The organism is Aeromonas sp. R2-3 (assembly GCF_040908375.1).
Taxonomy (GTDB): domain Bacteria; phylum Pseudomonadota; class Gammaproteobacteria; order Enterobacterales; family Aeromonadaceae; genus Aeromonas; species Aeromonas veronii.
In genome coordinates, this window is sequence record NZ_JBFODP010000016.1 from 119,165 (window position 1) to 142,973 (window position 23,809).

Sequence of the window (23,809 nt, forward strand, 5' to 3'; positions counted from 1 at the left end):
CGTGGCGGGTGCCGCCAGAGGATCAGATCATGATGCCTGCGATAACGGCAGAGAGCAGGCTGACCAGGGTAGAACCGTAGACCAGCTTCAGGCCGAAGCGGGAAACCATGTTGCCCTTCTCTTCGTTCAGCGCTTTTACCGCACCGGCGATGATGCCGATGGAGCTGAAGTTGGCGAAAGAGACCATGAAGATGGAGAGGATGCCGACGGTGCGCGGAGAGAGCTCGGCAGCCACCTTGCCCAGATCCATCATCGCCACGAACTCGTTGGTCACCAGCTTGGTCGCCATGATGGAGCCCGCTTGCAGCGCTTCACCACTCGGGATACCCAGGATCCAGGCGATCGGGTAGAAGAGGTAGCCCATGACGAACTGGAAGTTCACGCCAAATGCCATCTCGAACAGGTAGTTGATCAGGGCGATCAGGGCGATAAAGCCCACCAGCATGGCACCCACGATCACGGCAACGGTGAAACCGGCCATGATGTACTCACCCAGCATCTCGAAGAAGTTCTCTTTCTTCGGGGTGTGGTGCTCGTCACCTTCGGCAATGGCCTTGATGTCGGTCACGGAGTTATCCGGCTCGTAGGGGTTGATCAGCGAGAGCACGACGAAGGTACTGAACATGTTGAGCACCAGCGCGGCAACCACGTAGCGCGGCTCGATCAGCTGCATGTAGGCACCGACGATGGACATGGAGACGGTCGACATGGCCGTCGCCGCCAGGGTGTACATCTGCTTCTCGTTCAGGTGCGGCAGGATGTTCTTGAGGGCGATGAAGTTCTCGGACTGGCCGACGATCATCGAGCTGATGGCGTTGAAAGACTCCAGCTTGCCCATGCCGTTGATCTTGGCCAGCACGGTACCGATACCGCGGATCACCAGCGGCAGCAGGCGGATGTACTGCAGAATACCGATCAGCACGGAGATGAAGACGATGGGCATCAGCACCATCAGGAAGAAGGAGAAGGCTCCTTCGTTGACCAGACCACCGAACACGAAGTCGGTACCCTGTTTGGCAAACTCCATCAACTTGGTGAAGCCGGCCGCGAAGCCACCCACCACCGCCAGACCCACTTCGGAGTTCAGCATGAACCAGGCCAGCGCCAGTTCGACTACCAGCAGTTGGCCGATATAACGCAGTTTAATCTGTTTCCAGTTGTGGCGGTTAGCCAGCAGAGAGAGAGCGAGGACCATCACCAGTCCGAGCACAAAGTGAACGTATTCCATACCTGTAGCACCTGAGTAAATTGTAATTTTTGACCGGCGCCATCATAGACATTTGCACATTTAAAAATCAGATAGCCATCACAATCCCGCGCAATATTATGGAGGCAGGATAATACAAACGTTTTTAAATTAATTGTGCAATGAACTAATATTAATCGCGCAACACAGATAACATAAATCCTTTTAAAACATAATGTTGAGTAGTGGCGGCGCCGTTTTCATATTCTTTGAAAATATTTAATCAGCATTTTCGCAACATTCCTTGTGGCGCAGTAACTACTCGCAGAATATTTTCCAACCATTATATTAAAATACTGAAAATAGAAAACGTTTATCCATGATAAATAATTAGATGAGTGTTTGAAAAATAGTCCTTATTACATTGTCAGTGCTCGCCCGCGATTGGTTTGGCAACAAATGAACCTTTCATGGCCCCTCGTGGCCAGCCGTTCAAAAATCCGCCACATCCGGTGCCACATTCTGGTATGATGCGCGGCCTTAGCGCTCGCGCATCCCCGTTTTCTCCGAAATAGAGTCCTTTTGTGAACAACAGCGAATTTAGCAGCCTCAATCTCTCCCCCGCCCTGCAAGAGAACCTCACCAGCCTGGGTTACCTGCAGATGACCCCGATCCAGGCCCAGAGCCTGCCCCTGGTGCTCGATGGCAAAGACCTGATCGCCAAGGCAAAAACCGGCAGCGGCAAGACCGCCGCCTTCGGCCTCGGCCTGCTGGCCAAGCTCAACGTAAACCGCCTTGAAGTGCAGGCGCTGGTGCTCTGCCCGACCCGCGAACTGGCGGATCAGGTGGCTCAGGAGATCCGTCGTCTGGCGCGCGCCCTGCCCAACGTCAAGCTGGTGACCCTGTGCGGCGGCACCCCGACCGCACCGCAGTCCGCCACCCTGAGCTTTGGTGCCCACATCGCCGTCGGCACCCCGGGTCGCATTCTCAAACATCTGGAGCAAGGCACGCTGGAGCTCTCCGGCCTCAAGACGCTGGTGCTGGATGAAGCGGATCGCATGCTGGACATGGGCTTTGGCGAAGATATCAACCGGGTCATCAGCTATGCCCCCCAGCAGCGTCAGACCCTGCTCTTCTCCGCCACCTATCCGGAAGGGATCGCCCAGATGAGCCGCGGCGTGCAGCGCAATCCGGTCGAGGTGAGCGTGGAGTCCCTGCACGAGGGGAGCGCCATCGAACAGAAGCTCTATGAAGTGCCGGCCGGTCAGCGCCTCGACGCCCTCACCTGGCTGCTGAGTCACTACCAGCCAAGCTCCTGCGTGGTGTTCTGCAACACCAAGCGCGCCTGTAACGACGTGGCCGACCATCTGGCCGCCAAGGGCTTCTCGGCGCTGGCGCTGAATGGCGATCTGGAACAGCGCGAGCGGGATCAGGTGCTGGTGCGCTTTGCCAACGGCAGCGCCACCATTCTGGTGGCCACCGATGTGGCGGCCCGCGGCCTCGACATCAAGGAGCTGGGCGCCGTCATCAACTACGAGCTGACCTACGATCCGGAAGTGCACGTGCACCGCATCGGCCGTACCGGTCGTGCCGGCCAGCAGGGTCTGGCCCTGAGCCTCTATCAGCCGAACGAAGCCCAGCGCGTCAACTTTATCGAAGAGTACCAGCAGGCTCCGATGCCGCAGGGTGATCTCGACAGCATCGGCCGCGACATCAAGCCGATCGCCCCGCAGATGGTGACCCTCTCCATCGATGCAGGCCGCAAGACCAAGGTGCGGGCCGGTGACATTCTGGGCGCCCTGACCGGTGAAGGCGGCATTGCCGGCGCCGATGTGGGCAAGATCCAGATCTCCGAGCAGTACTCCTACGTCGCCGTGAAGCGCAGCGTGGCGAGCGCCGCCCTCAAGCGGTTGCAGGAAGGCAAGATAAAGGGTCGCAGCTACCGCGCCCGCAAACTGGGCTAAGGTTTTTTGCAAGCCGTTAGCCAGACCACAGGCGCCTGACAGGCGCCTGTTTCATATCTCCGATGCCGCCATGCGGCAAGACAGGCACCATGACCCAAGCAATCCAAACCGATGTGAGCTGCCAGAACTGCGAAGCCTGCTGCTGCCGCCTCGAAGTGATGCTCTTTACCGATACCGGCGTGCCGGACCGTTATGTACTGGAACGGGAAGGCGAGATACCGGTCATGCGCCGGCTCGACGATGGCTGGTGCGCCGCCCTCGACCGCAACACCATGATGTGCCGTATCTACGAGGTGCGACCGCTGATCTGCCGTGAATTCGAAATGGGTGAACCCGACTGCGTTGACGAGCGGGACAAGTGGTTTATCAAGCTGGAGTAAAACCCGTCCACGCGGTGAGCGGGGTGGTCAAGCGCTCGCAGGTTCACAGGGAGCGATGTTGAGCTGCTCCCCCAGCCACTGGATGGCCGCTGCCTCCTGCTCGAAGTAACGTACCGCCCGAAAGGGTAATCCCTTGAAGATGTTATCCGCCAGATAGCGCTTGAAGCCCCCTACGAAAACCACCGCCAGAAACTGACAGCCACTCTCGGCACACCAGCCAAACTGGCGACGAAAACGGGCCAGCACCTCGGGCCCGGCCGCTTCAAACTCGGTCGCGACCTCGACAATCCCCCAGGGGCCATCCATCAATCCGGCTAGTTCGTGACGAAAGTGCGCCTCATAGGCCATGGCACCAGCCAGATTGAAGGGGCCACTCGGGCGGCAGATCAGCATCTGGCCCCTGCGCTCCATGTCAAATTGCCCATGTGGCTGCATGACTGCTCCCATTCCGTTACCACCACCATCGCCTGCAAATTGTTACCACAAGGTAATAATTTATAAGGAAAAGTCCAGCAGCAAACAGGCTTTTCCCAAAGCGTGCTCATCCTATCCAGCAAACCGTCGGCACCTCATGTTACCCACATCCCGCACGGAATCGATATCAAGATGTGCGATTGCAGTTAACGAAACGTTACTGCTATTATCCGCGCCGCCACAAACATTCCACCTGCCGAAAGGTTTGGCACCTCAACAAGGATGTGCAATGAAAAACAGGGACTCGAGTCATTACCAACGGATCTGGCGCTGGCACTTCTACGCCGGTCTCTTTGTCGCCCCTTTCCTGATCCTGCTGTCACTGACCGGGATCGTCTATCTGTTCAAACCCCAGCTCGACAACCTGATGTACCCAGAGCTGATGAAGGTCACCCCCGCCAGCCAGACCCTGAGTGCCGACCAGCTGCTGGCCAAGGCGATGATGACCATGCCCGATGCCAGCCTGCGTAAATACCTGCCGCCAGCCAGCCCGGATGCCAGCGCCCAGTTCATCGTCAATCAGGGGGATCGCGAGCTGACTCTGTTTATGGATCCCGTCAGCGGCGCCCTGCTTGGCACCATGGATAACAAGTGGAATCTGCAAGCGGTGGCTCGCTCCCTGCACGCAGACCTGCTGCTCGGTACCACGGGGGATCGGCTGATCGAGCTGGCTGCCGGCTGGGGGATAGTGCTGCTGCTGAGCGGTCTCTACCTCTGGTGGCCACGCAAGGGGCCCGGGGTGGGCGGCATCCTCTGGCCCAGAGTGAGCCTGCGTGGCCGCCTCTGGTGGCGGGATCTGCACGCCGTGGTCGGCTTCTGGGGCGCTGGTTTCCTGCTGCTGCTGCTCTTGAGTGGCATGACCTGGACCGGTTTCTGGGGCGATCAGTTTGCCGCGGTCTGGAACCGCTTCCCGGCCGCCATGTGGAACGAGGTGCCCAAATCGGCGCCACTGGCCCGCACCCTCAATCAGGCTCACGAGCAGACCGTCCCCTGGGCGGTGGAGAATACCCCCATGCCCAGCTCGCAGCCGATCGATGAAGCGCACGATCACGGCGCCATGAACCACGGCGAGCACGAGGGAGTGGTGATGGCCAGCCAGCGGATCCCGCTGCAACAGGTGGTCGAGATCGCCCATGAGCGGGGAGTCCAACCGGGTTACAGCATCACCCCGCCGGTCGGCGCCACTGGCGTCTACACCATCGCCCTGTTTGCCGACGATCCGCGCAACGACGCCACCCTGCATATCGATCAATACAGCGGCAAGGTGCTGGCCGATGTGCGCTGGCAGGATTACGGCCCGGTCGCCAAGACGGTAGAGAGTGGCGTCATGCTGCACATGGGCAAGCTCTACGGCTGGCCCCATCAGCTCGCCATGCTGCTTATCTGCCTGATGGTGCTGGCCAGCGCCGTGAGCGGCCTCTGGATCTGGTGGTGCCGCCGTCCGCAGGGCCGTCTCGCCGCGCCGCCGCTGCCTGCCAAACTCCCGCCGATGCGCGGTGCCATCGCCCTGCTGATCCTGCTGGGGATCGCCTTCCCGCTGGTGGGCGCCTCCATGGTCGCCATCTGGCTGCTGGATACTCTGCTATTCTCCCGCCGCACGCTCAAAGTGGCTCGAGCCAGCTAAACCGGCCAAAACCAAAAAGGGCTCCCATCTCGGGAGCCCTTTGTATTGTTCACCTTGGCGCGCTGCGACCAGCTGTCAGGAGAGCGCCAACCCGATGGAGAGCAGCAGGCTGAACAGAAAGGCGCTGATGGCGGTCTTCTTGAGGGCACCGGTCAGCACCTCGCCATCGTAGCTTTCGCGAAGGGTCTTGGCCGCATCGCTGAGAGTCTTCATGGCGGGTAGGAAGATCCACGGCCAGAAACTGGCGGGCTGGATCAGGATAAAGGCGATGGTTGCCAGCAACGCCGCCCCCAACAGTACCCAGTGATAAGCGATGGCGCGGTTGCGGCCAAGGCGCACCGCCAGAGTGATCTTGCCGCTGGCGGCATCGGTCTCGATGTCGCGCACATTGTTGATATTGAGCACGGCGGTGGCCAGCAGGCCACAGGCGGTGGCAGGCAATAGCAGATCCCACTCCAGACTCTTGGTGAAGAGGTAGTAGGAGCCGAGCACCCCGAGCAGGCCGAAGAAGAGGAACACAGAGATATCGCCAAACCCGCGATAGCCGTAAGGAGTCTTGCCGACGGTGTAGGTCACCGCCGCGACAATGGCAGCACCACCCAGCACCACAAATGCCAAAATCTGCAGCCACTGGCCGCCGAAGGCACAGCCCAGCAGCAGCAGGCCACTGGCCACCGCCGCCAGCGCGGTCAGCCCCATCGCCACGCACATCTGCTTTTTGGTGATAAGACCGGAGACCACTGCCCGCTGCGGGCCGATCCGCTCGCCGTTGTCGGCGCCGGAAACCGCATCGCCGTAATCGTTGGCCAGATTGGAGAGGATCTGCAGCAAGATGGCGGTCAGCAGGGAGAGCGCCATGATGGTGCCATCGAAGGCACCACGACTGGCTGCCAGCCCCGAGCCCAGCAGGATGGAAGAGCAGGCGAGCGGCAATGTTCGCAAACGCGCCGCCAGCAACCAAACAGAGAAGGTATTTGTCATTTTGTGATGGCCAAACAATCGGATATTGATCGTGTTAAGGGTTATCGAACCGGATTTGGGTATACTTGGCCCCGGAGAGTGAAGCTCCCGCGGGCGATTTACATGGACGAATGGGCAGATAATATATAGGAAATCATCGCCCTTTGGCATAAACCTACGGCATCCAGCTACCGGATCGCTCGTTACTACCCGGCTCAGACAAGAATCCATGTTGGCTCAGACCCATATCAAGCAACAACTGGACGCCCTGCGTCACAGCAACGTCAGCGGCTTCGTACGGTTGCGAGTGGCGATCGAAATCCGCTCCTTTCTGGGCTGGCTCGCGGCGCAAACCCTCTATCCCCGCATCTACTGGCAGGCCCGTGGAGAGGCTCGTCCCGAGTATGTCGCGCTAGGCGCCATCCATGAACTGACCGAACCGCACGCCATCAAGCAGGTGTGCACTAACACAGCCAACCAGCATCATGACGACAGCCCTCGCTACTATGGTGGACTGGCGTTCGATCCGGCCCAGTCCGGCTGGCAAGGGTTTGGCCCCTGCCGTTTCGTGCTGCCCCGCATCGAGCTGGTGCGCCGTGGCGAATGCGTCAGCCTCTGCCTCAACCTCTGGCTGGATGAAAACAATCTCGAGGCCGAACTGCAGGCGGCCGAAGCCGCCCTCGATGCCCTGCGCCCGGAAGACCCGCTGCCCGCCCTGCAAAAGCAGTCCTGGCAGCGACAGGATTGCCCCGGCCCCGCCCAGTGGCAAACGCTGGTAGAGCGCGTCACTGCCCCCGATTTTCAGGCCCACACTCCCAAGGTGGTGCTGTCGCGGGAGAGTATGCTGACCAGTCCGAACCATGATGCAGACATCAATCCCTGGGCCATGCTCGACCAGTGGGCCCGCCACGCCCAGGACTGCTTCCACTTCGGTTTTCAATTCTCCCCCGAACAGGCCTTTATCGCCTGCTCTCCCGAGCGGCTCTACCGCCGGGAAGATCGCCACCTCTTTACCGAGGCGCTGGCGGGCACCATTCGCCGCTCCGGCGATGAAGAGGTCGATGCCCAACTTGCCGCCGAGCTGCTGGCCGACAGCAAGAACCGGCTGGAGAACCGGCTGGTACACGCCGACATACTCAGCCGTCTGGCGCCACTGACCCACGATGCCACCCTGACCGAGCCGCGCATTCTCAAACTGCGGCTGCTGCAACACCTCAAGTGCGATATCGAAGCCGAGCTCAAGCCCGGGGTCTGCGACTGGCAGTTGCTCGACGCCCTCCACCCGACTCCGGCGGTGGGCGGCGCCCCGCGCGAGGCAGCGCTCGCCTTTATCCGCGAGTTCGAACCCTATAATCGGGGCTGGTACGCCGGTGCCTGCGGCATGCTGAGCAGGGAGACGTCCGAGTTCTCGGTCGCCATTCGCAGCGCCCGCATTCAGCCGGGAAGCGTCACCCTGTTTGCCGGTGCCGGCATTGTCGCCGGTTCCGAGCCTGCCGCAGAGTGGGCCGAACTCGACAACAAGATCGCCAATGTGCTCTCCCTGCTGGGATAGTCATTCACCCTTTTCACGCTACGAGAGCCCCTATGCCCACCCGTAAAGAGCCTGCCAGCGAAGAGTTTGCTTGCCCCCCGTTTTCGAGCCAGCACGCCACCTTCAACCACGTCTGGTCCTCCCTCTTGCTGGAGGAGCTCTTTCGCCTCGGGGTGCGCGACATCGCGCTGGCCCCCGGCTCCCGCTCTGCGCCGCTGACCATGGCCGCCGCGGCCCATCAGGGCTTTCGTCGTCACTTGCACTTTGACGAGCGCGGCCTCGGCTTTATGGCGCTGGGGCTAGCCAAGGGGAGCAACCGGCCGGTGGCGGTGATCATGACCTCGGGCACCGCGGTAGCCAACCTCTGGCCCGCCGTGGCAGAGGCCCAGCTCACCGGCGTGCCGCTGATTATTCTCTCCGCCGATCGTCCTCACGAACTTATCGACAACGGCGCCAATCAGGCGATCGACCAGCAAGGGATCTTCGGCCGCTACCCCGTCTATCAGCAGAACCTGCCGAGCCCCACCCCGACCATTCCGGCGGCGTTTGTACTGAGTTCGGTGGACCAAGCCTTGGCCAAACAGGCGCTCACCCCCGGGGTGGTGCACTTCAACTGCATGTACCCCGAGCCCCTCTACCCGGGCGAGCACTATCAGGATTTCTCCGACTATCTGGCCCCTCTCGGTGACTGGCTCTGCTCGCGCAAGCCATGGAGCCCGTGGCAGCAAAACGAGCCGAGCTGCCCACCTCAGGCGGAGTGGGAAACCTTTCGCCAACAGCGCGGTATCGTTGTAGCTGGCCGCATTACCGACCCGAAGCAGGCACAGGCCGCCGCCGCGCTGGCGGAGCAACTCGGCTGGCCGCTGCTGGCGGATCTGCAGAGCCAGATCCGCTTCGATAGTCGCAACCTCATCCACATAGATCTGGCGCTCAACGACCCTGAATTCGTCGCCGAGCTCGGCCGCGCCGAGGTGCTGCTGCAATTTGGCGCGCGGCTTGTCTCCAAGCGGCTTGGCCAGTTCATCAAACACCATTCATGGCAGGATTACTGGCTGGTGGATCCGCAACCGGCGCGGCTCGATCCCGACTACCGGCTGCGCAACCGGCTGCTGTGCAGCGCCAGCGCCTTTGCTGCGGCCCATCCGGTCACCACCCGGGCCCCTTGGCACACATTGGCCGAGCTGCAACACAACGCCAGCCAGCAGATCGCCGCCGCCTGCGAGTACTTCTCCGAGCTTGGGGTCTGCCATCGCCTCAACCGCCTGATCGAAGGCCAACTGTTTGTCGGCAACAGCATGCCAGCCCGACTGATGGATATGCTCGGCGAAACGGGCAAGGGACCGAGCCGGGTGATGACCAACCGTGGCGCCTCCGGCATCGATGGCCTGATCGCCACCGCCTACGGGTTTGCCCAATCAATCGAGCAGGACAGTGATGAGCCCACCACCCTGCTGCTTGGGGATCTCAGCGCCCTGCACGATCTCAACAGCCTCGCCCTGCTCAGCAAGGCGAGCCGACCGCTGGTGGTGATCCTGCTCAACAACGATGGCGGCAGCATCTTCCGTATGTTGCCGGTGCCCACCGAAGGGGAGCTGCTGGAGAGCTACTACCGACTGCCCCACGGTCTCGGCTTTGAACATGCCGCCGCCATGTTTGGCCTCGCCTATCGGGCGCCAACCACCCTGCCCGAGTTCGAGCACGATTACCGCGCCGCCCTCAAACATGGCGTTACCTTGATCGAGATCCGGGTACCGAACGAGCAGGTGGCCGATGATCTCAAGGCGCTGGGGGCCGCCATCCGTGGCAAATAAAAATGCCCATGTGCCGCTGGTGCTGCTGCACGGCCTGCTGGGGGATAGCGGCGACTGGCAACCGGTGATCGACCGGCTGCCCGCCATCCGCTGCATCGCCCTCGATCTGCCGGGTCATGGTCAGCATCGAGCTCTCAGCGTCAGCGACTTTGAGCAGAGCCACCAGTGGCTGGTCGCCGAGCTGGCCAGCCGCAACATTGAACGCTATCTGCTGGCGGGTTACTCGCTGGGTGGGCGACTGGCCCTCTATCACGCCAGCCGCGAGCCCGCCGGGCTGCGGGGGCTGCTGCTGGAGAACTGCCACCTGGGACTACCGGCCAGTGAACGGGCCGCCCGCATCCAGCACGATGAACGGTGGGCGCGGCGCTTTGAGCAGGAGCCGCTGGCTGACGTGCTGGCAGACTGGTACCGGCAAGGGGTGTTTGCCGATCTTGACGATGCGGCCCGGGCCAGCCAGATCGCCCGCCGCCTTGGCAACGACGGTCAGGGCATCGCCACCATGCTGCGCGCCACCTCGCTAGGCAAGCAGCCGGATCTCGCCCCCTGGCTCATGGCGAGCCAGCTGCCGGTTACTTATGTGAGTGGCAAGCGGGATCACAAATTCCATCAGCTGGCTTGCCAGCTGGCGAACCAAAATCGCAGAATCAACCACTTGGTGCTGGATGGCGGCCATAATCTGCACGCCCATCAGCCTGATAACTTTGCCCGACTCCTCGCGGAGTGGGTCAACCAACAAGAAGAGACGAGTCATGATTGAAGCAATGACGGAAGCTGAACTGTATGCACCAGTTCAACATGCCGGGATTGCTCAACTCTGTGTTCAACTCGGTGCTCAACTGCACTCTCCCAGATCAGAAGGAAAAAACCATGATTGAAGCAATGACGGAAGCGGAACTGTACGCTCCGGTTGAGTGGCAGGATTGCTCCGCCGGTTACGAGGACATCCTCTATCACAAGTCCAACGATGGCATTGCCAAGATCACCATCAACCGTCCCCAGGTGCGCAACGCCTTCCGCCCCCGCACCGTCAAAGAGATGCTGCAGGCGCTGGCCGATGCCCGTTATGACGATCAGATCGGCACCATCATCCTGACCGGTTTTGGCGAGAAAGCCTTCTGCGCTGGTGGCGACCAGAAGATCCGTGGCGACTACGGTGGATATCGCGATGACGAGGGGACTCACCACCTCAACGTGCTCGACTTCCAGCGCGACATCCGCACCTGTCCGAAACCTGTGGTTGCCATGGTGGCCGGTTACGCGGTCGGTGGCGGCCACGTGCTGCACATGATGTGTGACCTGACCATCGCCGCCGACAACGCCCAGTTTGGCCAGACCGGCCCGAAAGTGGGCTCCTTCGACGGCGGTTGGGGTGCTTCCTACATGGCTCGTATCGTCGGCCAGAAGAAGGCCCGCGAAATCTGGTTCCTCTGCCGCATGTACGATGCCCAGCAAGCCCTCGACATGGGTCTGGTCAACACCGTCGTACCATTGGCCGAACTGGAGCGTGAAACCGTGCGTTGGTGCCGCGAAATGCTGCAAAACAGCCCTATGGCGCTGCGCTGCCTGAAAGCCGCCCTCAACGCTGACTGTGATGGTCAGGCGGGCTTGCAGGAGCTGGCGGGCAATGCCACCATGCTGTTCTACATGACCGAAGAGGGTCAGGAAGGCCGCAACGCCTTCAACGAAAAGCGTCGCCCCGACTTCTCCAAATACAAGCGGAACCCCTGATGACACTAGCCCTGTATCGCTATCAACTGCCTTTTACCCAGCCACTGACCTTTCACGGCAAGGTGGAGGTGGCGCGAGAGGGGCTGTTGGTGCGCATCAACGACGGCTGGGGGGAAATTGCCCCCCTGCCCGGCTTCTCGAAAGAGAGCCTGCAACAGGCAGAGGCAGAAGCCCTCGCCACGCTGGCAGCACTGGCCGCCGGCGACACCCCGAACCCCGTGCTGCCGTCGGTGCAATTTGGCCTCGACTGCGCGCGCCGGACATGGCCCGAGCAGCGCAACCCGCTGCCGGAGCCCTATCCCCTCATTCAAGGCTCCCCCCAGGAGCTGCTGCGCAACTGGAAAGAGTGGCTGCACCGCACGCCCGGCAAGGCCAAGCTGAAGGTGGCGCGCTACCCGATGCGTGACGAGCTGGCGCTGATCCGCCTGCTGTGCGACCGCCTTCCCTCCCTCAAGCTGGTGCTGGATGCCAACCAGGGCTGGACCCGCGAGGAGGCGTGGACCTTCTGCGGCCACCTCGACCCGAATCGCATCGAGTATCTGGAAGACCCCTGCGCCGACTTTGCCGACATCGCCTTTGTCGCCAACCGCACCGGCATGCCGGTGGCGCTGGACGAGCTGCTGGCGCAGGGCAAGCCGTGGGAGCCGATCCCGCAACTGCGCGCGCTGGTGCTCAAGCCTACCCTGCTCGGTTCACTCGCCAACTGCGAAGCGCTGATCGCCCGCGCCCGCGAACTGCGGCTCAAGGTGATCATCTCCTCCTGCTTCGAATCGGATCTGGGCCTGAACCAGCTCTTTCATCTGGCGGGCGAATGGGCTCCCGAACAGGCTCCGGGGCTGGATACCCGCCGCTGGATGGCGGGCAATCTGCTGGGGGAAGATGGCAAACCGGATCTGAGTCGACTGGAGCAACTGTATTACCATGATTGACCCCTCCCGTTCACCCGCACAGACACCTTGCCCGGTACGCCACCGGGCAATCTCAGCCCCGAACCGCATTGCCATCCACACCGCCTCGCCTCTCAGTTACCGCCAACTCGATGCCCGCCTCAACAGCCTGTGCCAACAGCTGGAACAAGCCGGAGTGCATCGTGGCGATCATCTGACAGCGGTGGTGCGTGGTGCGCTGGAAGATGTGCTGCTGGCGTGGGCCTGCGTGCGCAGCGGCGTGGTGTTCTGCCCGCTCAACCCCGCCTTTCCTCTCGAAAAGCAGCGCGAGCTGGCGTTACAACTCGATGCTGATGCCTTCTGGTCAGCAGGGGAGATCCCGGCAGGCAACTGGCAGCCCTTGTGCCTCGACTTCGCGCGCGAACTGCCAGCAAGCGAGGAAGCGTGGCCGCTGGAATCGACCCAGCTCAATAACATGATCCTCACCTCCGGCTCCAGCGGCACGCCGAAAGCGGTGGTGCACCGGCTCTGCAACCACCTGGCCTCGGCACGCGGCTCTGCCACCCTCATACCCCTCGATGAGGCCTGTGGCTGGCTGCTCTCCCTGCCGCTGTTCCATGTGGGCGGCTACGCCATCCTGTTTCGGGTCTTTCTGGCGGGTGCCACGTTGGTGCTGGATCAACGTGAACGCTCCCTCAAGGAGCGGCTGGAGTGCCAGCCCATCACTCACCTCTCGTTGGTGCCAACCCAGCTCTGGCGCCTGCTGGCAGAGGGCTTTGACCCCACCCGTACCCGCCTGCGCGAGCTGCTGCTCGGTGGCGCCGCCATCCCGCAACCGCTGGTGAGCCGCCTCTGCGCCATGGGGCTCGAACCCAAGGTGAGCTATGGTCTCTCCGAGATGGGCAGTCAGGTCTGCACCGCTATCCCCGGCGATGCTGGTGTAGTTGGCAAACCGCTACCGGGACGGGAGGTGTGCATCAGGGAGCAGGAGATCTGCGTGCGCGGCGCCACCCTGTTTACCGGTTACTACCGAGATGGCGAGCTGGAACTGCCGCTCGATAACGAAGGCTGGTTTCATACCCGCGACAAGGGGAGGTTCACTGCGGCAGGGGAACTGCTGGTAGAGGGGCGGCTCGATAACCTCTTTATCTCGGGTGGCGAAAACATCCAGCCCGAAACCATAGAGCAGCGACTGGTAGATCATCCCGCCATCGCCCAGGCGCTGGTGGTTCCGGTGCCGAGCGACGAGTGGGGGCAACGCCCCGCCGCCTTTATCGACTGGCACGGCGAGCCGGTTCCCGACTCCGAACTGGCTGCCTGGATCCGCAGCACCCTGCCCGGCTTTATGGTGCCCGACCACTGGCTCTCCTGGCCCGATCTTGGCGGCAATCTCAAACCCTCCCGCCAACGACTGGGCAAGATTGCCCGACAGCTGACCACCTTGTCACAACAAGCTGAATGAGATCGGACTCACAATTTACCGATCTTCTTTGAAAACAAAAAAAGAAACATGTGAGTCCTTACTGCGGCGCCAACCCACGATATCTCGATCAGACTCAAAAAGTCACCATCTTATTGATTTATCTGATTTTTAATTGGCAATTGATATCCCTTTGGAACTGGTTAAATTGCCTTGCGATTACTCGCAAGACAATACACAAACAAGAACAAAGGGATAAAAATGAACCGTTCAGGTACCGGGTGGATGCTGCTGGCAGGCCCCCTGCTTTTGGCTACATCCTCGGCGCAAGCCAACTACTCCCCCAATGACTGGCGACAGTATCAGCTGACTGGCGAATCGAGCCGGCAACTGGCCGCGCGCATCACCGAGATCACCTACGAGCTCAAGGCGCGCAGCAGCAATGCTCCTTACCAGCAGCTCAGGGTCTACCGTCGCTTCGACTGGCAGAGTAGCGATCTCGCCGCACTGGCCGAACAGCAGTGTGGCGAGCAGCAGCTCAAGGTAGATGCGGGCTGGCAGATCCGCTTCGTGCGCTGTGAAGATCGGATTCCGGCGGGCAAGCTGATCCCGGCCAGCAGTTATGACTTTGGTTATGGCCTCAAGCAGGGTCGCTGGGAGCAGCTGGCGGGCACGCCGACCGCCCAACGGCAGGATCGCCTGCCGCTGCCGCAAGCCATCATCCTGGGTCAGAGCGAAAGGGAACTGGATCGTTGCGAACTCAACGCGCAGGGCCGCTGCGCCGAGTCGGAGTGGCACTATCAGCCGCAGGATTGGCAGCAGTTGCAGGTACTTGAAGAGACCCCGAGTGAGCGGGATGGCCGGTTGGAGCAGATCTTCTTCCGTCTGCAACCGGTGGCAGGCAGTCAGGCAGCCGCTCAGGTCAGCGAGATCCATGTCTGGCGCCGTTATCAGTGGCAGCTGGATCAGCTCACGCCTCAGCAGGAGTGTGATGAGCCGCAGGAGCGCAAGGAGGGGAGCAACACCATCCGCTATCGCATCTGTCGTCAGGTGATCCCCGCTGGCAGCGAGGTTCAGGTAACGTTGCAAGATAGCGGCTACCAATACCCGGTCGCCGGCGGCGAGTGGCAGCCCCTGCCAGAGAGCAAAGAGTGGCAGGAGAGTCGGGTGCTCAATCGCCCCATCGTGCTGGCCAGCAAGGAGGAGCAGCTGGAGTGCCGCCGCGCCAACGGTAGTCTCTGCTCCGAGCCCGAGCAGCCCGATGTGGAGCTGCTCGACAGCGATGCCGCCAAACTGGTGGCCGACGTGAGCGGCCAGAACAGTCCTGCCTGGCAGGCGGATTACGGCCACGATGACGCCAAGCTGATGGCGGTGGTGCGCGGCATGCGTGCCCTGCTGGCGGCCAACCAACCGACCCATCCGGCAATGGACAAGCTGCTCTACTATGTGCGCGCCCACAACTACCACGGCGGCGTTGGCAAAGAGAGTGATCAGGTCGCTCGGGCACTGGCCGGGGTGATGATTGATCTGCTCAACCACCCATTGCTGCTGGGAGCTGAACCGCAGGATCAGGCTGGCACAGTGCTGGAAGCCTGGAGCGTGGCGGCACAAGGACAACTTGGCCAAGCCGCCTTCCGCCAGAGTGCTGCTCCCATGCTGGCCCAGCTCAACCAGGCGCTCGGCTATGCGGTGCAACATGCGGCGCAGATCAATGGCCACAAACCCTGGGCCGATGGCCTGTTCGAGCTGCTCAATCTGGTCGATCAGAGCGCCTCTTACGGTCAGCAGGCTGACTTCAGCGCAGCTGTGCTGCAACAGGAGGCGGCATTGCGCCAGAGCCTGCTGCAACTGGGCCTGAGCGAGCTGGCCCTCTGGAAACAGCGCGATGGCTCACGGGATCTGTTTATCTTCAACAATATCCTCGATGCCCATAGCCGTCTCTACCAGATGATGCGCTACCTCCATCACACCAGCCCGGATAAGGCGATCGCCTACCGCCAACAGCTGGATCGCGATGTCATCGCCATCATGCGCCAGCAAGGGCTGATCCCGGGCGGCCAGCATCCGGCTGCCATGCTGGAAGAGGTCTCCCTGACCCTCTCCAGCTACTACCTCACCTACACGGATCGCACCAGCGAAGCCTGTGTCAGCGGTGAGTTCGCCGGGCTCTGCACACCGATCCGCATGGAAGATATTCTGCCGTTCGAGCACACCTGCTCACCCACCCTGCGTCTGCGCGCCCAGGATCTGACCCAGGCTCAGGCCGAAGGGATCTGCCGCGAGCTGGGTGAGGAAGAGCAGCGCTTCCACCAGCAGATGGAGACAGGCTGGCAACCGGTGGCCGATGATCACAACGAGGCGCTGGAGCTGGTGATCTTCAACTCCTCCGCCGACTGGGGCCGCTACGGCAGCGCGCTGTTTGGTGTCTCCACCGACAATGGCGGCATCTATATCGAGGGGGATCCGGCTCGGCCCGGCAATCAGGCCCGCTTCTTCGCCTATGAGGCGGAGTGGAAACGCCCCGCCTTCCAGGTGTGGAACCTGCGCCACGAGTACGTTCACTATCTGGATGGTCGCTTCAACCAGTACGGCAGCTTCGGACACTATCCGCTCAACCGCACCACCTGGTGGGCAGAGGGGATTGCAGAGTACATCGCCCACGGCCAGTGCTTTGCCCGTGGTCTGGATAACGTGGCAAACCGCCCCGCCAACCAGCGTCCGACACTGGCGGCGATCCTCCACCTTGACTACGACCAGGGTGGCGAGATGGTCTACTCCTGGTCCTATACCGTGCACCGCTTCCTCAACGATACCGGTCGCGGCGCCAGCTGGTTGGCGCTGGCACAGGCGCTGCGCAATCCGGATCGGCAGCAGGCGATGAGCGACTTCGAAGGGGAGCTGGACCGGCTGATCGCCAACGACAGCGACGCCTATCAGGCGTGGCTCGCCCGGGATCTGCTGCCCTGGTGGCAAGCCAACAAGGAGTCAGACGCCTGCAAGGGTAACGACTCCGCCCACTGATAGACCTTCACCCAACAGAGGGGCTGCCGCCGCAGCCCCTCGCTTTATCCTCCCGCTCTCCCAGCCTCTGCTGCGACAACCTCTGCCCGAATGAGGTACCCGCCCGTTATCAAGCCTGACGCCGGCGGCCGAGTTGTAATAGAATGCCGATAGCCACTCCCAACTTCAGACCCTGACCGCACCGCGCATGAAGAAGTTTGCCAAGATCCTCCTCGCCTGCCTCGTTTTGCTGCTGGCCCTGATTGCCATGCTGCTGGGCTACAGCGAGTGGATCGTCTCGGATGCCCGTCACTACACCTACGATCAGGTGGACAAGGTGCCCTACAACCGGGTTGCGGTGGTGCTGGGTACCTCCAAATATCTCTCCGGTGGCGGCCCCAACCACTACTTCAAATACCGTATCAAGGCGGCGGCCGAGCTCTACAACAATGCCAAGGTGGACTTCATCATCGTCTCCGGTGACAACGCCACCGTGCAGTACAACGAGCCGCGCCAGATGCGCCGCGCCCTGATCAAGGCGGGTATCCCCGCCTCCGCCATCTATATGGATTTTGCCGGATTCCGCACCCTCGACTCTGTGGTTCGCGCCAAGGAGGTGTTCGGCCAGGAGCGCTTTACCGTGGTCTCCCAGGGCTTTCATAACGAGCGGGCCATTTTCATCGCCCGCCATTTCGGTATCGATGCGGTCGGCTTCAATGCCGAGGATCCCAGCGCCTATCAGGGGATCCGCACCCGGGTGAGGGAAGTCTTTGCCCGCCTGATGGGGTTGCTCGACCTCTATGTACTGGACAAGGGGCCCAAGTTCCTCGGCGCTCCTGTGCCCATCGGTCTGCCTGTGCCTTGCCAATCACTAAGTACCATCGGCAGTCTGCAACCCTGCCTCAAACAACCCAAACCGGCGGTGGATGAGGCCAAGCCAGCGGCAGTCTCTGCCGCGGTTGCCACCGAGTCAGCAACTTCGTCTGCCTCGGCCACGACTGAACAAGTCACTCCTGCTTTATCCGCAGCGGCAACGACTGAGCCGGTCACTCCCGCCAAATCCGCGGCAGAAACCGCCGCCGAGATGCCCAGCGCGGCCTTGCCCACGTTGCCGGTGTCCTCTTCAACCGCCAGCGCCAGCACAGCCACACCATAAACAGACGACCCGCCAACTGGCGGGTCTTGGTATTACAGCGCGGGTTGTGGCGGTGAGCCTGCACACCCATACCCAGCGACAGGTCAGCCTCGCGCCGCCTGATAGCGGCGGGCCACTTCGGCCCAATCCACCACCTGATAGAAGGCAGCGATATAGTCAGGACGCTTGTTCTGGTACTTGAGATAGTAGGCGTGCTCCCACACATCCAGCCCCAGGATCGGGGTATGGCCATGCATCAGGGGACTATCCTGATTGGCACTGCTCTCCACCTGCAATCTGCCCGCCTTGTCCACCACCAGCCAGGCCCAGCCGCTACCAAAGCGGCTCAGGGCCGCCTGAGTGAAGGCCTGCTTGAAGGCATCGAATCCCCCCAATTCCCGCTCGATGGCCAGCGCCAGCTCACCACCCGGCTCACCGCCCCCCTGCGGGCTCATCACCAGCCAGAACAGGGAGTGATTGGCATGGCCGCCGCCATGGTTGCGTACCGCCCCCTGCAAGGTGGCAGGCAGGGTATCGAAGCGGCGCAGCAACTCCTCAACCGGCAGTGCGGCCAGCTCGGGCGCTCCTTCCAGTGCGGCGTTGAGGTTGTTGATATAGGTCTGGTGATGACGGCTATGGTGGATCTCCATGGTCAAGGCATCGATATGGGGTTCCAGTGCGTCGTAGGCATAGTTCAGGGCTGGCAGGGTATGGCTCATGATGACCTCTGTTCGGATTAATGGAGCCGGGATGAGGGCTCACTCTGACACAGGCAGTGACCGAGCGAACGCATGATCCCGGCGTGGCTGCCGTGGCGCTGTACGAACGTCAGCAACTCGGCACGGGTTGTACGGGTATGGCGCAACGCGGCTTCTCGCAGGCGAGAGGAGCAAGCGGGGGAATGACAGGTCGCCAGCAGGCAGTCGTGCACATAGCAGAGCAGGTCGGCGGCGCGATCGGGCAGAGTCATGGCCACCAGCAGATCAGCCAGATTGTGGTGAGCCACAACCAGCGCAGCCACCGCCTCATCGGCGTCGTGCCACTGCACCAATTGCTGACGAGCCAGCCAGAGCGCCTGCTGATAATGGGCCAACGCCTGATGATACTCGCCGCAGTCAAACAGCCGGTTGCCCTCTCGGGTCTGCTGTTTCCAGTGACTCATGCTGCTGCCACCTTCGGTCGACTCGACCCACCCCTTCACCCAGGTTGCTGTCATATGCTTCACACCAACGAATGATAATAATTATCATTACATGAATCATATCCGGGAGACAAGGGGTGTCGGGATCGCAGTAAACAGCCAAAACAGCGCGGCCACTCCTTGGCAAGGAGTGGCCGCTTGAGGTAACCGGTCAGTGAATTCGACCGACCAATTGGAAGTTAATGGCAGGTCAGATGTTGTTGGCGGGCGAAGGCGGGGCAATCCCCAGCAGCATATGATCCATCATCCCCACCATGCGCCCTATCTCGGGCTTGGTGATGGTATCGTTGGCCCCCAGTTGCAGTGCTTTCTGGCGGTTATCATCGCTCATCAGGGAGGAGAACATCACGATGGGCATCTCCTTGTAGGAGGGGGTGTCCCGCAGCCGCTTGAGCAGGTGCATGCCATCCATGCGCGGCATCTCCACATCGGTGATCACCGCATTGACGAAGCCGGTCACCGGCATTCTCTCCTCCTGGGCCAGACGATCGAAATCCGTCATCATCTCCAGCCCCTCTCCCCCGTCCTTGGCCGTGATCACGTTGTAGCCAGCTGTGCGCAGGGTGGTCTCGATCATCTTGCGGATAAAGGCCGAGTCGTCCACCACCAGAATGGTCTTACCCTGGCGTAGCGCCATCATGCGATCGTCGATGAGCACCTTGCGATCCTGGGTGACGTCGTACTTCTCCATGCTGAGCTCGGGGTTGATATCGGCGATGATCTTCTCGAAATCGAGGATCATGATGAGGTTGCCATCGCGCCTGACCACGGCCACCACGCAGTCGTTCTCCCCCGCCTCCAGAAACTGGCTGGGGGATTCCACATCCTCCCAGGAGACCCGGTGGATCCTGCTGACGCTATCGATCAAAAAGCCGTTGGCCATCTTGTTGAAGTCGGTGACGATCACCACCTTGTGGCTGGGGTCAGGGTTGGTTTTGATGCCGAGCCAGCCCGCCAGATCCACCAGCGGGATGAGCCGATCCCGCAGGGAGAATACCCCCACCATATGACGCTGGGCATTGGGGTAATCTGTGGTCTCCGGCACCCGGATCACCTCGCGCACCTTGGCGACGTTTATCCCGTAATAAGCGGTTTTTTCACGACCGTCCGGTAGCTGCTTCTTGAGGTGAAACTCGATGATCTCAAGCTCGTTGGTGCCACTTTCGGTCAGGATAGATTTACGCTCTTCCCCATCTTTGGACATCATGGTGACTCTCATTCTGGTTGCGCGGGCAGCAGACCGCTGCGGTTTTCCCTCAGTATAGGAATGGAATTCACCCAGCGGCTCGGATCTCGGCAAGATTGCAGCGTTAACCGCTTGATCCCGCAGACTGGCGGGAGCGTATCTGCCAATCAGGACAGCATTGGCGGATGGTGAAATCCATCATGAACTCACAAGGAGCCTGAGATGAGTGAAGGTATCGTCGTGATTGGCGCTTCTGGCGGTATCGGGGCGGCTCTGGTGACACACTGGTTGGCGGCGGGTGTCGGGCCAGTGATTGCCATCAGTCGTCAGCACGCACCTGCGGGCCTCTCATCGCCGGGTCTGCACTGGCTATGTTGTGATTACAGCGATGAGCAGATGACTGAAGTGGTGGCCCGCATCGCGGAGTTAGCACCAAGACCGCATCGGGTGGTGATCTGCAATGGCATCCTGCATCAGGGGGAGATCCAGCCAGAGAAGCGACTCGAAGCAATCAATCTCGATGCCATGACCCGCCTCTACCAGACCAATGCCTTGCTGCCACTGCGCTGGATCAGCCAGTTGTTACCGCTGTTTGGCCGCGAGCCTTGCACTCTGGCCGTTCTCAGCGCTCGTGTCGGCAGCATTGGCGACAACCGAGCGGGCGGCTGGTATGGCTATCGTGCATCCAAGGCCGCCCTCAACATGCTGCTCAGGTGTGCCGCCATCGAGCTGGCCCGGCGGGCCCCAGGCATCAAATTGCTGGCCTTCCATCCCGGCACAGTGGATACCCAACTCTCCCGCCCGTTTCACGCCAATGTACCGCCAGGAAATATGCAGAGTCCCGAGCTGGTAGCCGACCATCTGATTAACCTGATGAACCGGCTGCAACCGGATGGCGAGCTGAGCTTTCTCGACTGGCAGGGTAAACCTATCGAGTGGTAGAGGAACTCAAGAGACGCGCCAGCAGCGCCCGCAACCTCTTGATCACGGCGGGCTTGCCCGCCAGTTGCAACCTCGCAGCCAGTCTTCCCCAGTCAGCATATTGCCAGATGGTGGCGATCAGCAGATAACGCTCGTCAGGAGTCAGCGAAGCCAGCACATCCAGATTGCGCGCCAGCCACAACTGCAGGCTCGACTGGCTCAGTTCAAACGGCTTGTGATGCAGGGCAAAGCACTCAACCTCATCACGCTCGAACTCGCCAAGCTCAGCCGCGGTGACGGTGCTGCCTTGCAAACATTGCCATACCAACTCGGGATCCAATCCTTTCAGTTCACCCGCCAGCAAGGTCGGCAACTGGCGAATGAAACGCTGCTGCCACTGATCCAACTCGGGCTCATGTTCGGGTTTCAGCGCCTTTAGCAGCAGGGCTGCGTGGCAGCCGCTGGCGGCATCCCGCTGCAGGCCGATGCGCAGTACCGTCAATCCAGCCTTGCGCCAGAAAGGGAGCAGGTCGGCGCTGGCCGAAAAGGCCGAGCCGAGGTAGTCGATGCCAATCTGACGATAGTGCTCCTCAAGCTTGCCAAGCAGCAGCGAACCCAGTCCGTGCCGGTGCAGCTCGGGGTGGATGGCGATACGCATCACCCGGGCGTAGCTGCGCCCCCCCGCCGTTTTAAAACCAGCGTGGGCCAGCAGCGACTGGGGCAGCAGATGGCCGCGCGGACGGCGGCGACCGGCCCAGATCTCCTCGGCCAGTTCGGGCTCTATCTCCCCTTCCCGCGCCACCAGCGCCACACCCAGCAGGCTCTCATCCTGCTCCAGCAGATGGATGTCGAGATCCGGGCTCTCCAGCAGGGATCTGAGATCGCTCGGCGTAGTCTGGTAGTGAGCCAGCACCAGCAGGCCGAACAGCTGGTTGAGCAGCTCCTCGTCGCTCGCCAGCGCCTCCTGACTGACCAGACGCCAGCTCGGGCTGGTCGGCGGCAAGGGAGTTGCCACTTCGGCATTGAGGCCGAGCAGGCGGAAAATCAGCGGCTCCAGCGGATCGCGCTTACTCCAGCGAATGGGCTCAGAGAGGTGGATCTCCTGCCACTCCGGGGTCTGGCTATCGAGCACCCGCTTGAAACGCAGGTGAAAACCGCGCCCCGTCCCTTCGTAACCGTGCTCGGTGGTGGCAAACACAATGCGGCTGTGGCGGGCCAGCATAGCCTCAAGCAGCGGGGTCGGAATGGCAGCCGCTTCATCCACCAGCAGCAGATCGGGATTCATCGCCTCGTGCACCAGCCGATCCGGCGAGCAGTAGCTCAGTCCGGTCAGCTGTTCAGGCGTGGTATCTAGCCCGCGAGCTGCGTGGGCAAACAGGGTCGCTACCGTTGCCTGCGAGGGGGCCGTCACCACTATGTTCAGCGCGGGTTGCTGGCGCAGCAGCTCGGCGGCAGCCAGCCCCAGCAGCGCACTCTTGCCACGACCGCGGTCGGCGCTCAGCACCAGCGGCCGACGACGATGGCCGTGCAACACCTTGTGTATAGCGGGCAGTGCCCGTGTCTGATCGCTGCTCAGCCTGCGCTCCGGCCCAATCGGTTGCCACGGCTGCGAGCAAACCGGCGGATCCAGAGAGAGGGCAGGATCACCTTCCAGCAACCGTACCAGCCGGGCGATAAAGCCGTGGCCGGCCCGGCCCGCCTCCTCCGGCTGGGCCACCAGCCGGATCCGGTCAGGATCCGGCCATGAAGGCCACTCTACTCTGGGCGGCGTCAGCAGCAACAGCAAGCCACCGGCGCATAGAGTGCCCGCCAGCGCCCCGAAGGCGTCGGGATGAAAGCCGCTGAAGGCGTTGAACACCAGCGTGTCGCACTCCTGACCGAGCCGCTGCAGCGCCTTGGCGGCGGGTTGCGGGGCATAACTCTCGGGCCCGGCACCCAGCCAGAAGACGGTCTCGCCGAGCAGGGATTGGGCGCGGGCAATGCACTCGGACTCCTCCCCCTCCAGCCAGATCATGCGCCGCTCACCGGCGCGGGCCAGCGCCTCGCGCAGCAGGGTGACCTCTTGCTGTGTCATGAAGCTTGGCTGTCAGCCGGTTTGCGGGGCTCGAACATGCGATCTCCCATCTGATCGATAAAGGTGTGAGCCTTCTGCACCATGAAACGCTCGGCATCGGCCGGATTGACAAACAGATCGGAGCGGATGAAACGGTGAGTTTGCAACACGCCGTCCAGCTCCTTGGTGATCCGCCCTGCCAGTCGGTACTGGCCACCTTCGGCCATGGGTTCCGGATAGATGAGATAGCCGGCATATTCGGTGGGAGTGACTTCCGGCGCCTTGGTCGGCTCGCCCCCGAACAGGGCGCTGAACAGTTTCTTGAGCATGGTGATCTCCTCTGGTTGC

20 protein-coding genes are annotated in these 23,809 nt (G+C 61.6%); 12 read left to right on the forward strand and 8 right to left on the reverse strand.

The window, feature by feature from the left end; genetic code table 11:
• Positions 1 to 22 precede the first annotated feature (22 nt).
• A complete protein-coding gene (locus AB5Z02_RS05510) occupies positions 23 to 1,228 on the reverse strand; it encodes a NupC/NupG family nucleoside CNT transporter (protein ID WP_005363118.1) in 1,206 nt (401 codons plus the stop codon).
• Positions 1,229 to 1,770: 542 nt separating this feature from the next.
• Between AB5Z02_RS05510 and dbpA the strand changes: the two genes are divergently transcribed.
• Together dbpA and AB5Z02_RS05520 are read left to right on the forward strand one after the other, a co-directional pair.
• Positions 1,771 to 3,150: an ATP-dependent RNA helicase DbpA gene (dbpA, locus tag AB5Z02_RS05515; RefSeq protein ID WP_058059357.1), complete on the forward strand. Its 1,380-nt coding sequence runs from the start codon at positions 1,771 to 1,773 to the stop codon at positions 3,148 to 3,150.
• Positions 3,151 to 3,239: 89 nt separating this feature from the next.
• On the forward strand, positions 3,240 to 3,530 hold the full coding sequence (locus AB5Z02_RS05520) for a YkgJ family cysteine cluster protein (RefSeq protein ID WP_058059358.1): 291 nt from the start codon (positions 3,240 to 3,242) through the stop codon (positions 3,528 to 3,530).
• Between the two features lie 27 nt (positions 3,531 to 3,557).
• Here AB5Z02_RS05520 and AB5Z02_RS05525 read toward each other — a convergent pair whose 3' ends face one another.
• Positions 3,558 to 3,965, reverse strand: a complete 408-nt coding sequence (locus tag AB5Z02_RS05525; RefSeq protein ID WP_058059359.1) for a hypothetical protein — start codon at positions 3,963 to 3,965, stop codon at positions 3,558 to 3,560.
• Between the two features lie 268 nt (positions 3,966 to 4,233).
• Here AB5Z02_RS05525 and AB5Z02_RS05530 point away from each other — a divergent pair, with 268 nt between their 5' ends.
• Positions 4,234 to 5,628, forward strand: a complete 1,395-nt coding sequence (locus AB5Z02_RS05530; RefSeq protein ID WP_368215502.1) for a PepSY-associated TM helix domain-containing protein — start codon at positions 4,234 to 4,236, stop codon at positions 5,626 to 5,628.
• Positions 5,629 to 5,703: 75 nt separating this feature from the next.
• Here AB5Z02_RS05530 and AB5Z02_RS05535 read toward each other — a convergent pair whose 3' ends face one another.
• Positions 5,704 to 6,609: a 1,4-dihydroxy-2-naphthoate polyprenyltransferase gene (locus tag AB5Z02_RS05535; RefSeq protein WP_368215504.1), complete on the reverse strand. Its 906-nt coding sequence runs from the start codon at positions 6,607 to 6,609 to the stop codon at positions 5,704 to 5,706.
• A gap of 208 nt (positions 6,610 to 6,817) precedes the next feature.
• On the opposite strand from AB5Z02_RS05535, the gene AB5Z02_RS05540 reads away from it, so the two are divergent.
• From AB5Z02_RS05540 to AB5Z02_RS05575, 8 genes are all read left to right on the forward strand, one after another.
• Positions 6,818 to 8,140, forward strand: coding sequence for an isochorismate synthase MenF (locus AB5Z02_RS05540; protein ID WP_368215506.1), 1,323 nt, complete (start codon positions 6,818 to 6,820; stop codon positions 8,138 to 8,140).
• Between the two features lie 32 nt (positions 8,141 to 8,172).
• Positions 8,173 to 9,930 (forward strand): 2-succinyl-5-enolpyruvyl-6-hydroxy-3-cyclohexene-1-carboxylic-acid synthase, encoded by a 1,758-nt coding sequence (gene menD / locus AB5Z02_RS05545; RefSeq protein ID WP_368215508.1) that lies wholly within the window; start codon positions 8,173 to 8,175, stop codon positions 9,928 to 9,930.
• Positions 9,890 to 10,687: a 2-succinyl-6-hydroxy-2,4-cyclohexadiene-1-carboxylate synthase gene (menH, locus tag AB5Z02_RS05550; protein ID WP_231719920.1), complete on the forward strand. Its 798-nt coding sequence runs from the start codon at positions 9,890 to 9,892 to the stop codon at positions 10,685 to 10,687. Before menD ends, menH begins: the two co-directional genes overlap by 41 nt.
• A gap of 122 nt (positions 10,688 to 10,809) precedes the next feature.
• Positions 10,810 to 11,658: a 1,4-dihydroxy-2-naphthoyl-CoA synthase gene (menB, locus tag AB5Z02_RS05555; protein WP_197971580.1), complete on the forward strand. Its 849-nt coding sequence runs from the start codon at positions 10,810 to 10,812 to the stop codon at positions 11,656 to 11,658.
• On the forward strand, positions 11,658 to 12,587 hold the full coding sequence (gene menC, locus AB5Z02_RS05560; RefSeq protein ID WP_368215510.1) for an o-succinylbenzoate synthase: 930 nt from the start codon (positions 11,658 to 11,660) through the stop codon (positions 12,585 to 12,587). The genes menB and menC overlap by 1 nt, the downstream gene beginning before the upstream one ends.
• Positions 12,580 to 14,007, forward strand: coding sequence for an o-succinylbenzoate--CoA ligase (menE, locus tag AB5Z02_RS05565; protein WP_368215512.1), 1,428 nt, complete (start codon positions 12,580 to 12,582; stop codon positions 14,005 to 14,007). The genes menC and menE overlap by 8 nt, the downstream gene beginning before the upstream one ends.
• Positions 14,008 to 14,226: 219 nt before the next feature.
• Entirely contained in the window at positions 14,227 to 16,986 is a 2,760-nt protein-coding gene (locus AB5Z02_RS05570) for a collagenase (RefSeq protein ID WP_368215513.1), read from the forward strand.
• 187 nt (positions 16,987 to 17,173) lie between these two features.
• Positions 17,174 to 18,121 carry a vancomycin high temperature exclusion protein gene (locus tag AB5Z02_RS05575; RefSeq protein WP_368215514.1) on the forward strand — a complete coding sequence of 316 codons (948 nt, stop codon included), beginning with the start codon at positions 17,174 to 17,176 and terminating at the stop codon, positions 18,119 to 18,121.
• Positions 18,122 to 18,204: 83 nt separating this feature from the next.
• On the opposite strand, the gene AB5Z02_RS05580 is transcribed toward AB5Z02_RS05575, so the two are convergent.
• From AB5Z02_RS05580 to AB5Z02_RS05590, 3 genes are all read right to left on the reverse strand, one after another.
• Positions 18,205 to 18,819 (reverse strand): superoxide dismutase, encoded by a 615-nt coding sequence (locus AB5Z02_RS05580; protein WP_042053672.1) that lies wholly within the window; start codon positions 18,817 to 18,819, stop codon positions 18,205 to 18,207.
• A 17-nt stretch (positions 18,820 to 18,836) separates the two neighbouring features.
• Complete coding sequence (locus tag AB5Z02_RS05585) at positions 18,837 to 19,316, reverse strand: hypothetical protein (protein WP_005354955.1); 480 nt, start codon at positions 19,314 to 19,316, stop codon at positions 18,837 to 18,839.
• 175 nt (positions 19,317 to 19,491) lie between these two features.
• Positions 19,492 to 20,508 carry a chemotaxis protein gene (locus AB5Z02_RS05590; protein ID WP_005335957.1) on the reverse strand — a complete coding sequence of 339 codons (1,017 nt, stop codon included), beginning with the start codon at positions 20,506 to 20,508 and terminating at the stop codon, positions 19,492 to 19,494.
• Positions 20,509 to 20,709: 201 nt separating this feature from the next.
• On the opposite strand from AB5Z02_RS05590, the gene AB5Z02_RS05595 reads away from it, so the two are divergent.
• Complete coding sequence (locus AB5Z02_RS05595; RefSeq protein WP_368215516.1) at positions 20,710 to 21,429, forward strand: SDR family NAD(P)-dependent oxidoreductase; 720 nt, start codon at positions 20,710 to 20,712, stop codon at positions 21,427 to 21,429.
• Here AB5Z02_RS05595 and AB5Z02_RS05600 read toward each other — a convergent pair.
• Positions 21,416 to 23,482, reverse strand: a complete 2,067-nt coding sequence (locus tag AB5Z02_RS05600) for a tRNA(Met) cytidine acetyltransferase TmcA (protein ID WP_368215518.1) — start codon at positions 23,480 to 23,482, stop codon at positions 21,416 to 21,418. The genes AB5Z02_RS05595 and AB5Z02_RS05600 overlap by 14 nt on opposite strands.
• Complete coding sequence (locus tag AB5Z02_RS05605) at positions 23,479 to 23,790, reverse strand: HlyU family transcriptional regulator (protein WP_005335963.1); 312 nt, start codon at positions 23,788 to 23,790, stop codon at positions 23,479 to 23,481. Before AB5Z02_RS05605 ends, AB5Z02_RS05600 begins: the two co-directional genes overlap by 4 nt.
• Positions 23,791 to 23,809: the final 19 nt, after the last annotated feature.

Excerpts from the sequence above, each read along its gene's own strand:
- AB5Z02_RS05510 (WP_005363118.1), bottom strand. The coding sequence starts at position 1,228 with ATGGAATACGTTCACTTTGTGCTCGGACTGGTGATGGTCCTCGCTCTC.
- AB5Z02_RS05520 (WP_058059358.1), top strand. The coding sequence starts at position 3,240 with ATGACCCAAGCAATCCAAACCGATGTGAGCTGCCAGAACTGCGAAGCC.
- AB5Z02_RS05525 (WP_058059359.1), bottom strand. The coding sequence starts at position 3,965 with ATGCAGCCACATGGGCAATTTGACATGGAGCGCAGGGGCCAGATGCTG.
- AB5Z02_RS05530 (WP_368215502.1), top strand. The coding sequence starts at position 4,234 with ATGAAAAACAGGGACTCGAGTCATTACCAACGGATCTGGCGCTGGCAC.
- AB5Z02_RS05535 (WP_368215504.1), bottom strand. The coding sequence starts at position 6,609 with ATGACAAATACCTTCTCTGTTTGGTTGCTGGCGGCGCGTTTGCGAACA.
- AB5Z02_RS05540 (WP_368215506.1), top strand. The coding sequence starts at position 6,818 with ATGTTGGCTCAGACCCATATCAAGCAACAACTGGACGCCCTGCGTCAC.
- menD (WP_368215508.1), top strand. The coding sequence starts at position 8,173 with ATGCCCACCCGTAAAGAGCCTGCCAGCGAAGAGTTTGCTTGCCCCCCG.
- menH (WP_231719920.1), top strand. The coding sequence starts at position 9,890 with ATGATCTCAAGGCGCTGGGGGCCGCCATCCGTGGCAAATAAAAATGCC.
- menB (WP_197971580.1), top strand. The coding sequence starts at position 10,810 with ATGACGGAAGCGGAACTGTACGCTCCGGTTGAGTGGCAGGATTGCTCC.
- menC (WP_368215510.1), top strand. The coding sequence starts at position 11,658 with ATGACACTAGCCCTGTATCGCTATCAACTGCCTTTTACCCAGCCACTG.
- menE (WP_368215512.1), top strand. The coding sequence starts at position 12,580 with ATGATTGACCCCTCCCGTTCACCCGCACAGACACCTTGCCCGGTACGC.
- AB5Z02_RS05570 (WP_368215513.1), top strand. The coding sequence starts at position 14,227 with ATGAACCGTTCAGGTACCGGGTGGATGCTGCTGGCAGGCCCCCTGCTT.
- AB5Z02_RS05575 (WP_368215514.1), top strand. The coding sequence starts at position 17,174 with ATGAAGAAGTTTGCCAAGATCCTCCTCGCCTGCCTCGTTTTGCTGCTG.
- AB5Z02_RS05580 (WP_042053672.1), bottom strand. The coding sequence starts at position 18,819 with ATGAGCCATACCCTGCCAGCCCTGAACTATGCCTACGACGCACTGGAA.
- AB5Z02_RS05585 (WP_005354955.1), bottom strand. The coding sequence starts at position 19,316 with ATGACAGCAACCTGGGTGAAGGGGTGGGTCGAGTCGACCGAAGGTGGC.
- AB5Z02_RS05590 (WP_005335957.1), bottom strand. The coding sequence starts at position 20,508 with ATGATGTCCAAAGATGGGGAAGAGCGTAAATCTATCCTGACCGAAAGT.
- AB5Z02_RS05595 (WP_368215516.1), top strand. The coding sequence starts at position 20,710 with ATGAGTGAAGGTATCGTCGTGATTGGCGCTTCTGGCGGTATCGGGGCG.
- AB5Z02_RS05600 (WP_368215518.1), bottom strand. The coding sequence starts at position 23,482 with ATGACACAGCAAGAGGTCACCCTGCTGCGCGAGGCGCTGGCCCGCGCC.
- AB5Z02_RS05605 (WP_005335963.1), bottom strand. The coding sequence starts at position 23,790 with ATGCTCAAGAAACTGTTCAGCGCCCTGTTCGGGGGCGAGCCGACCAAG.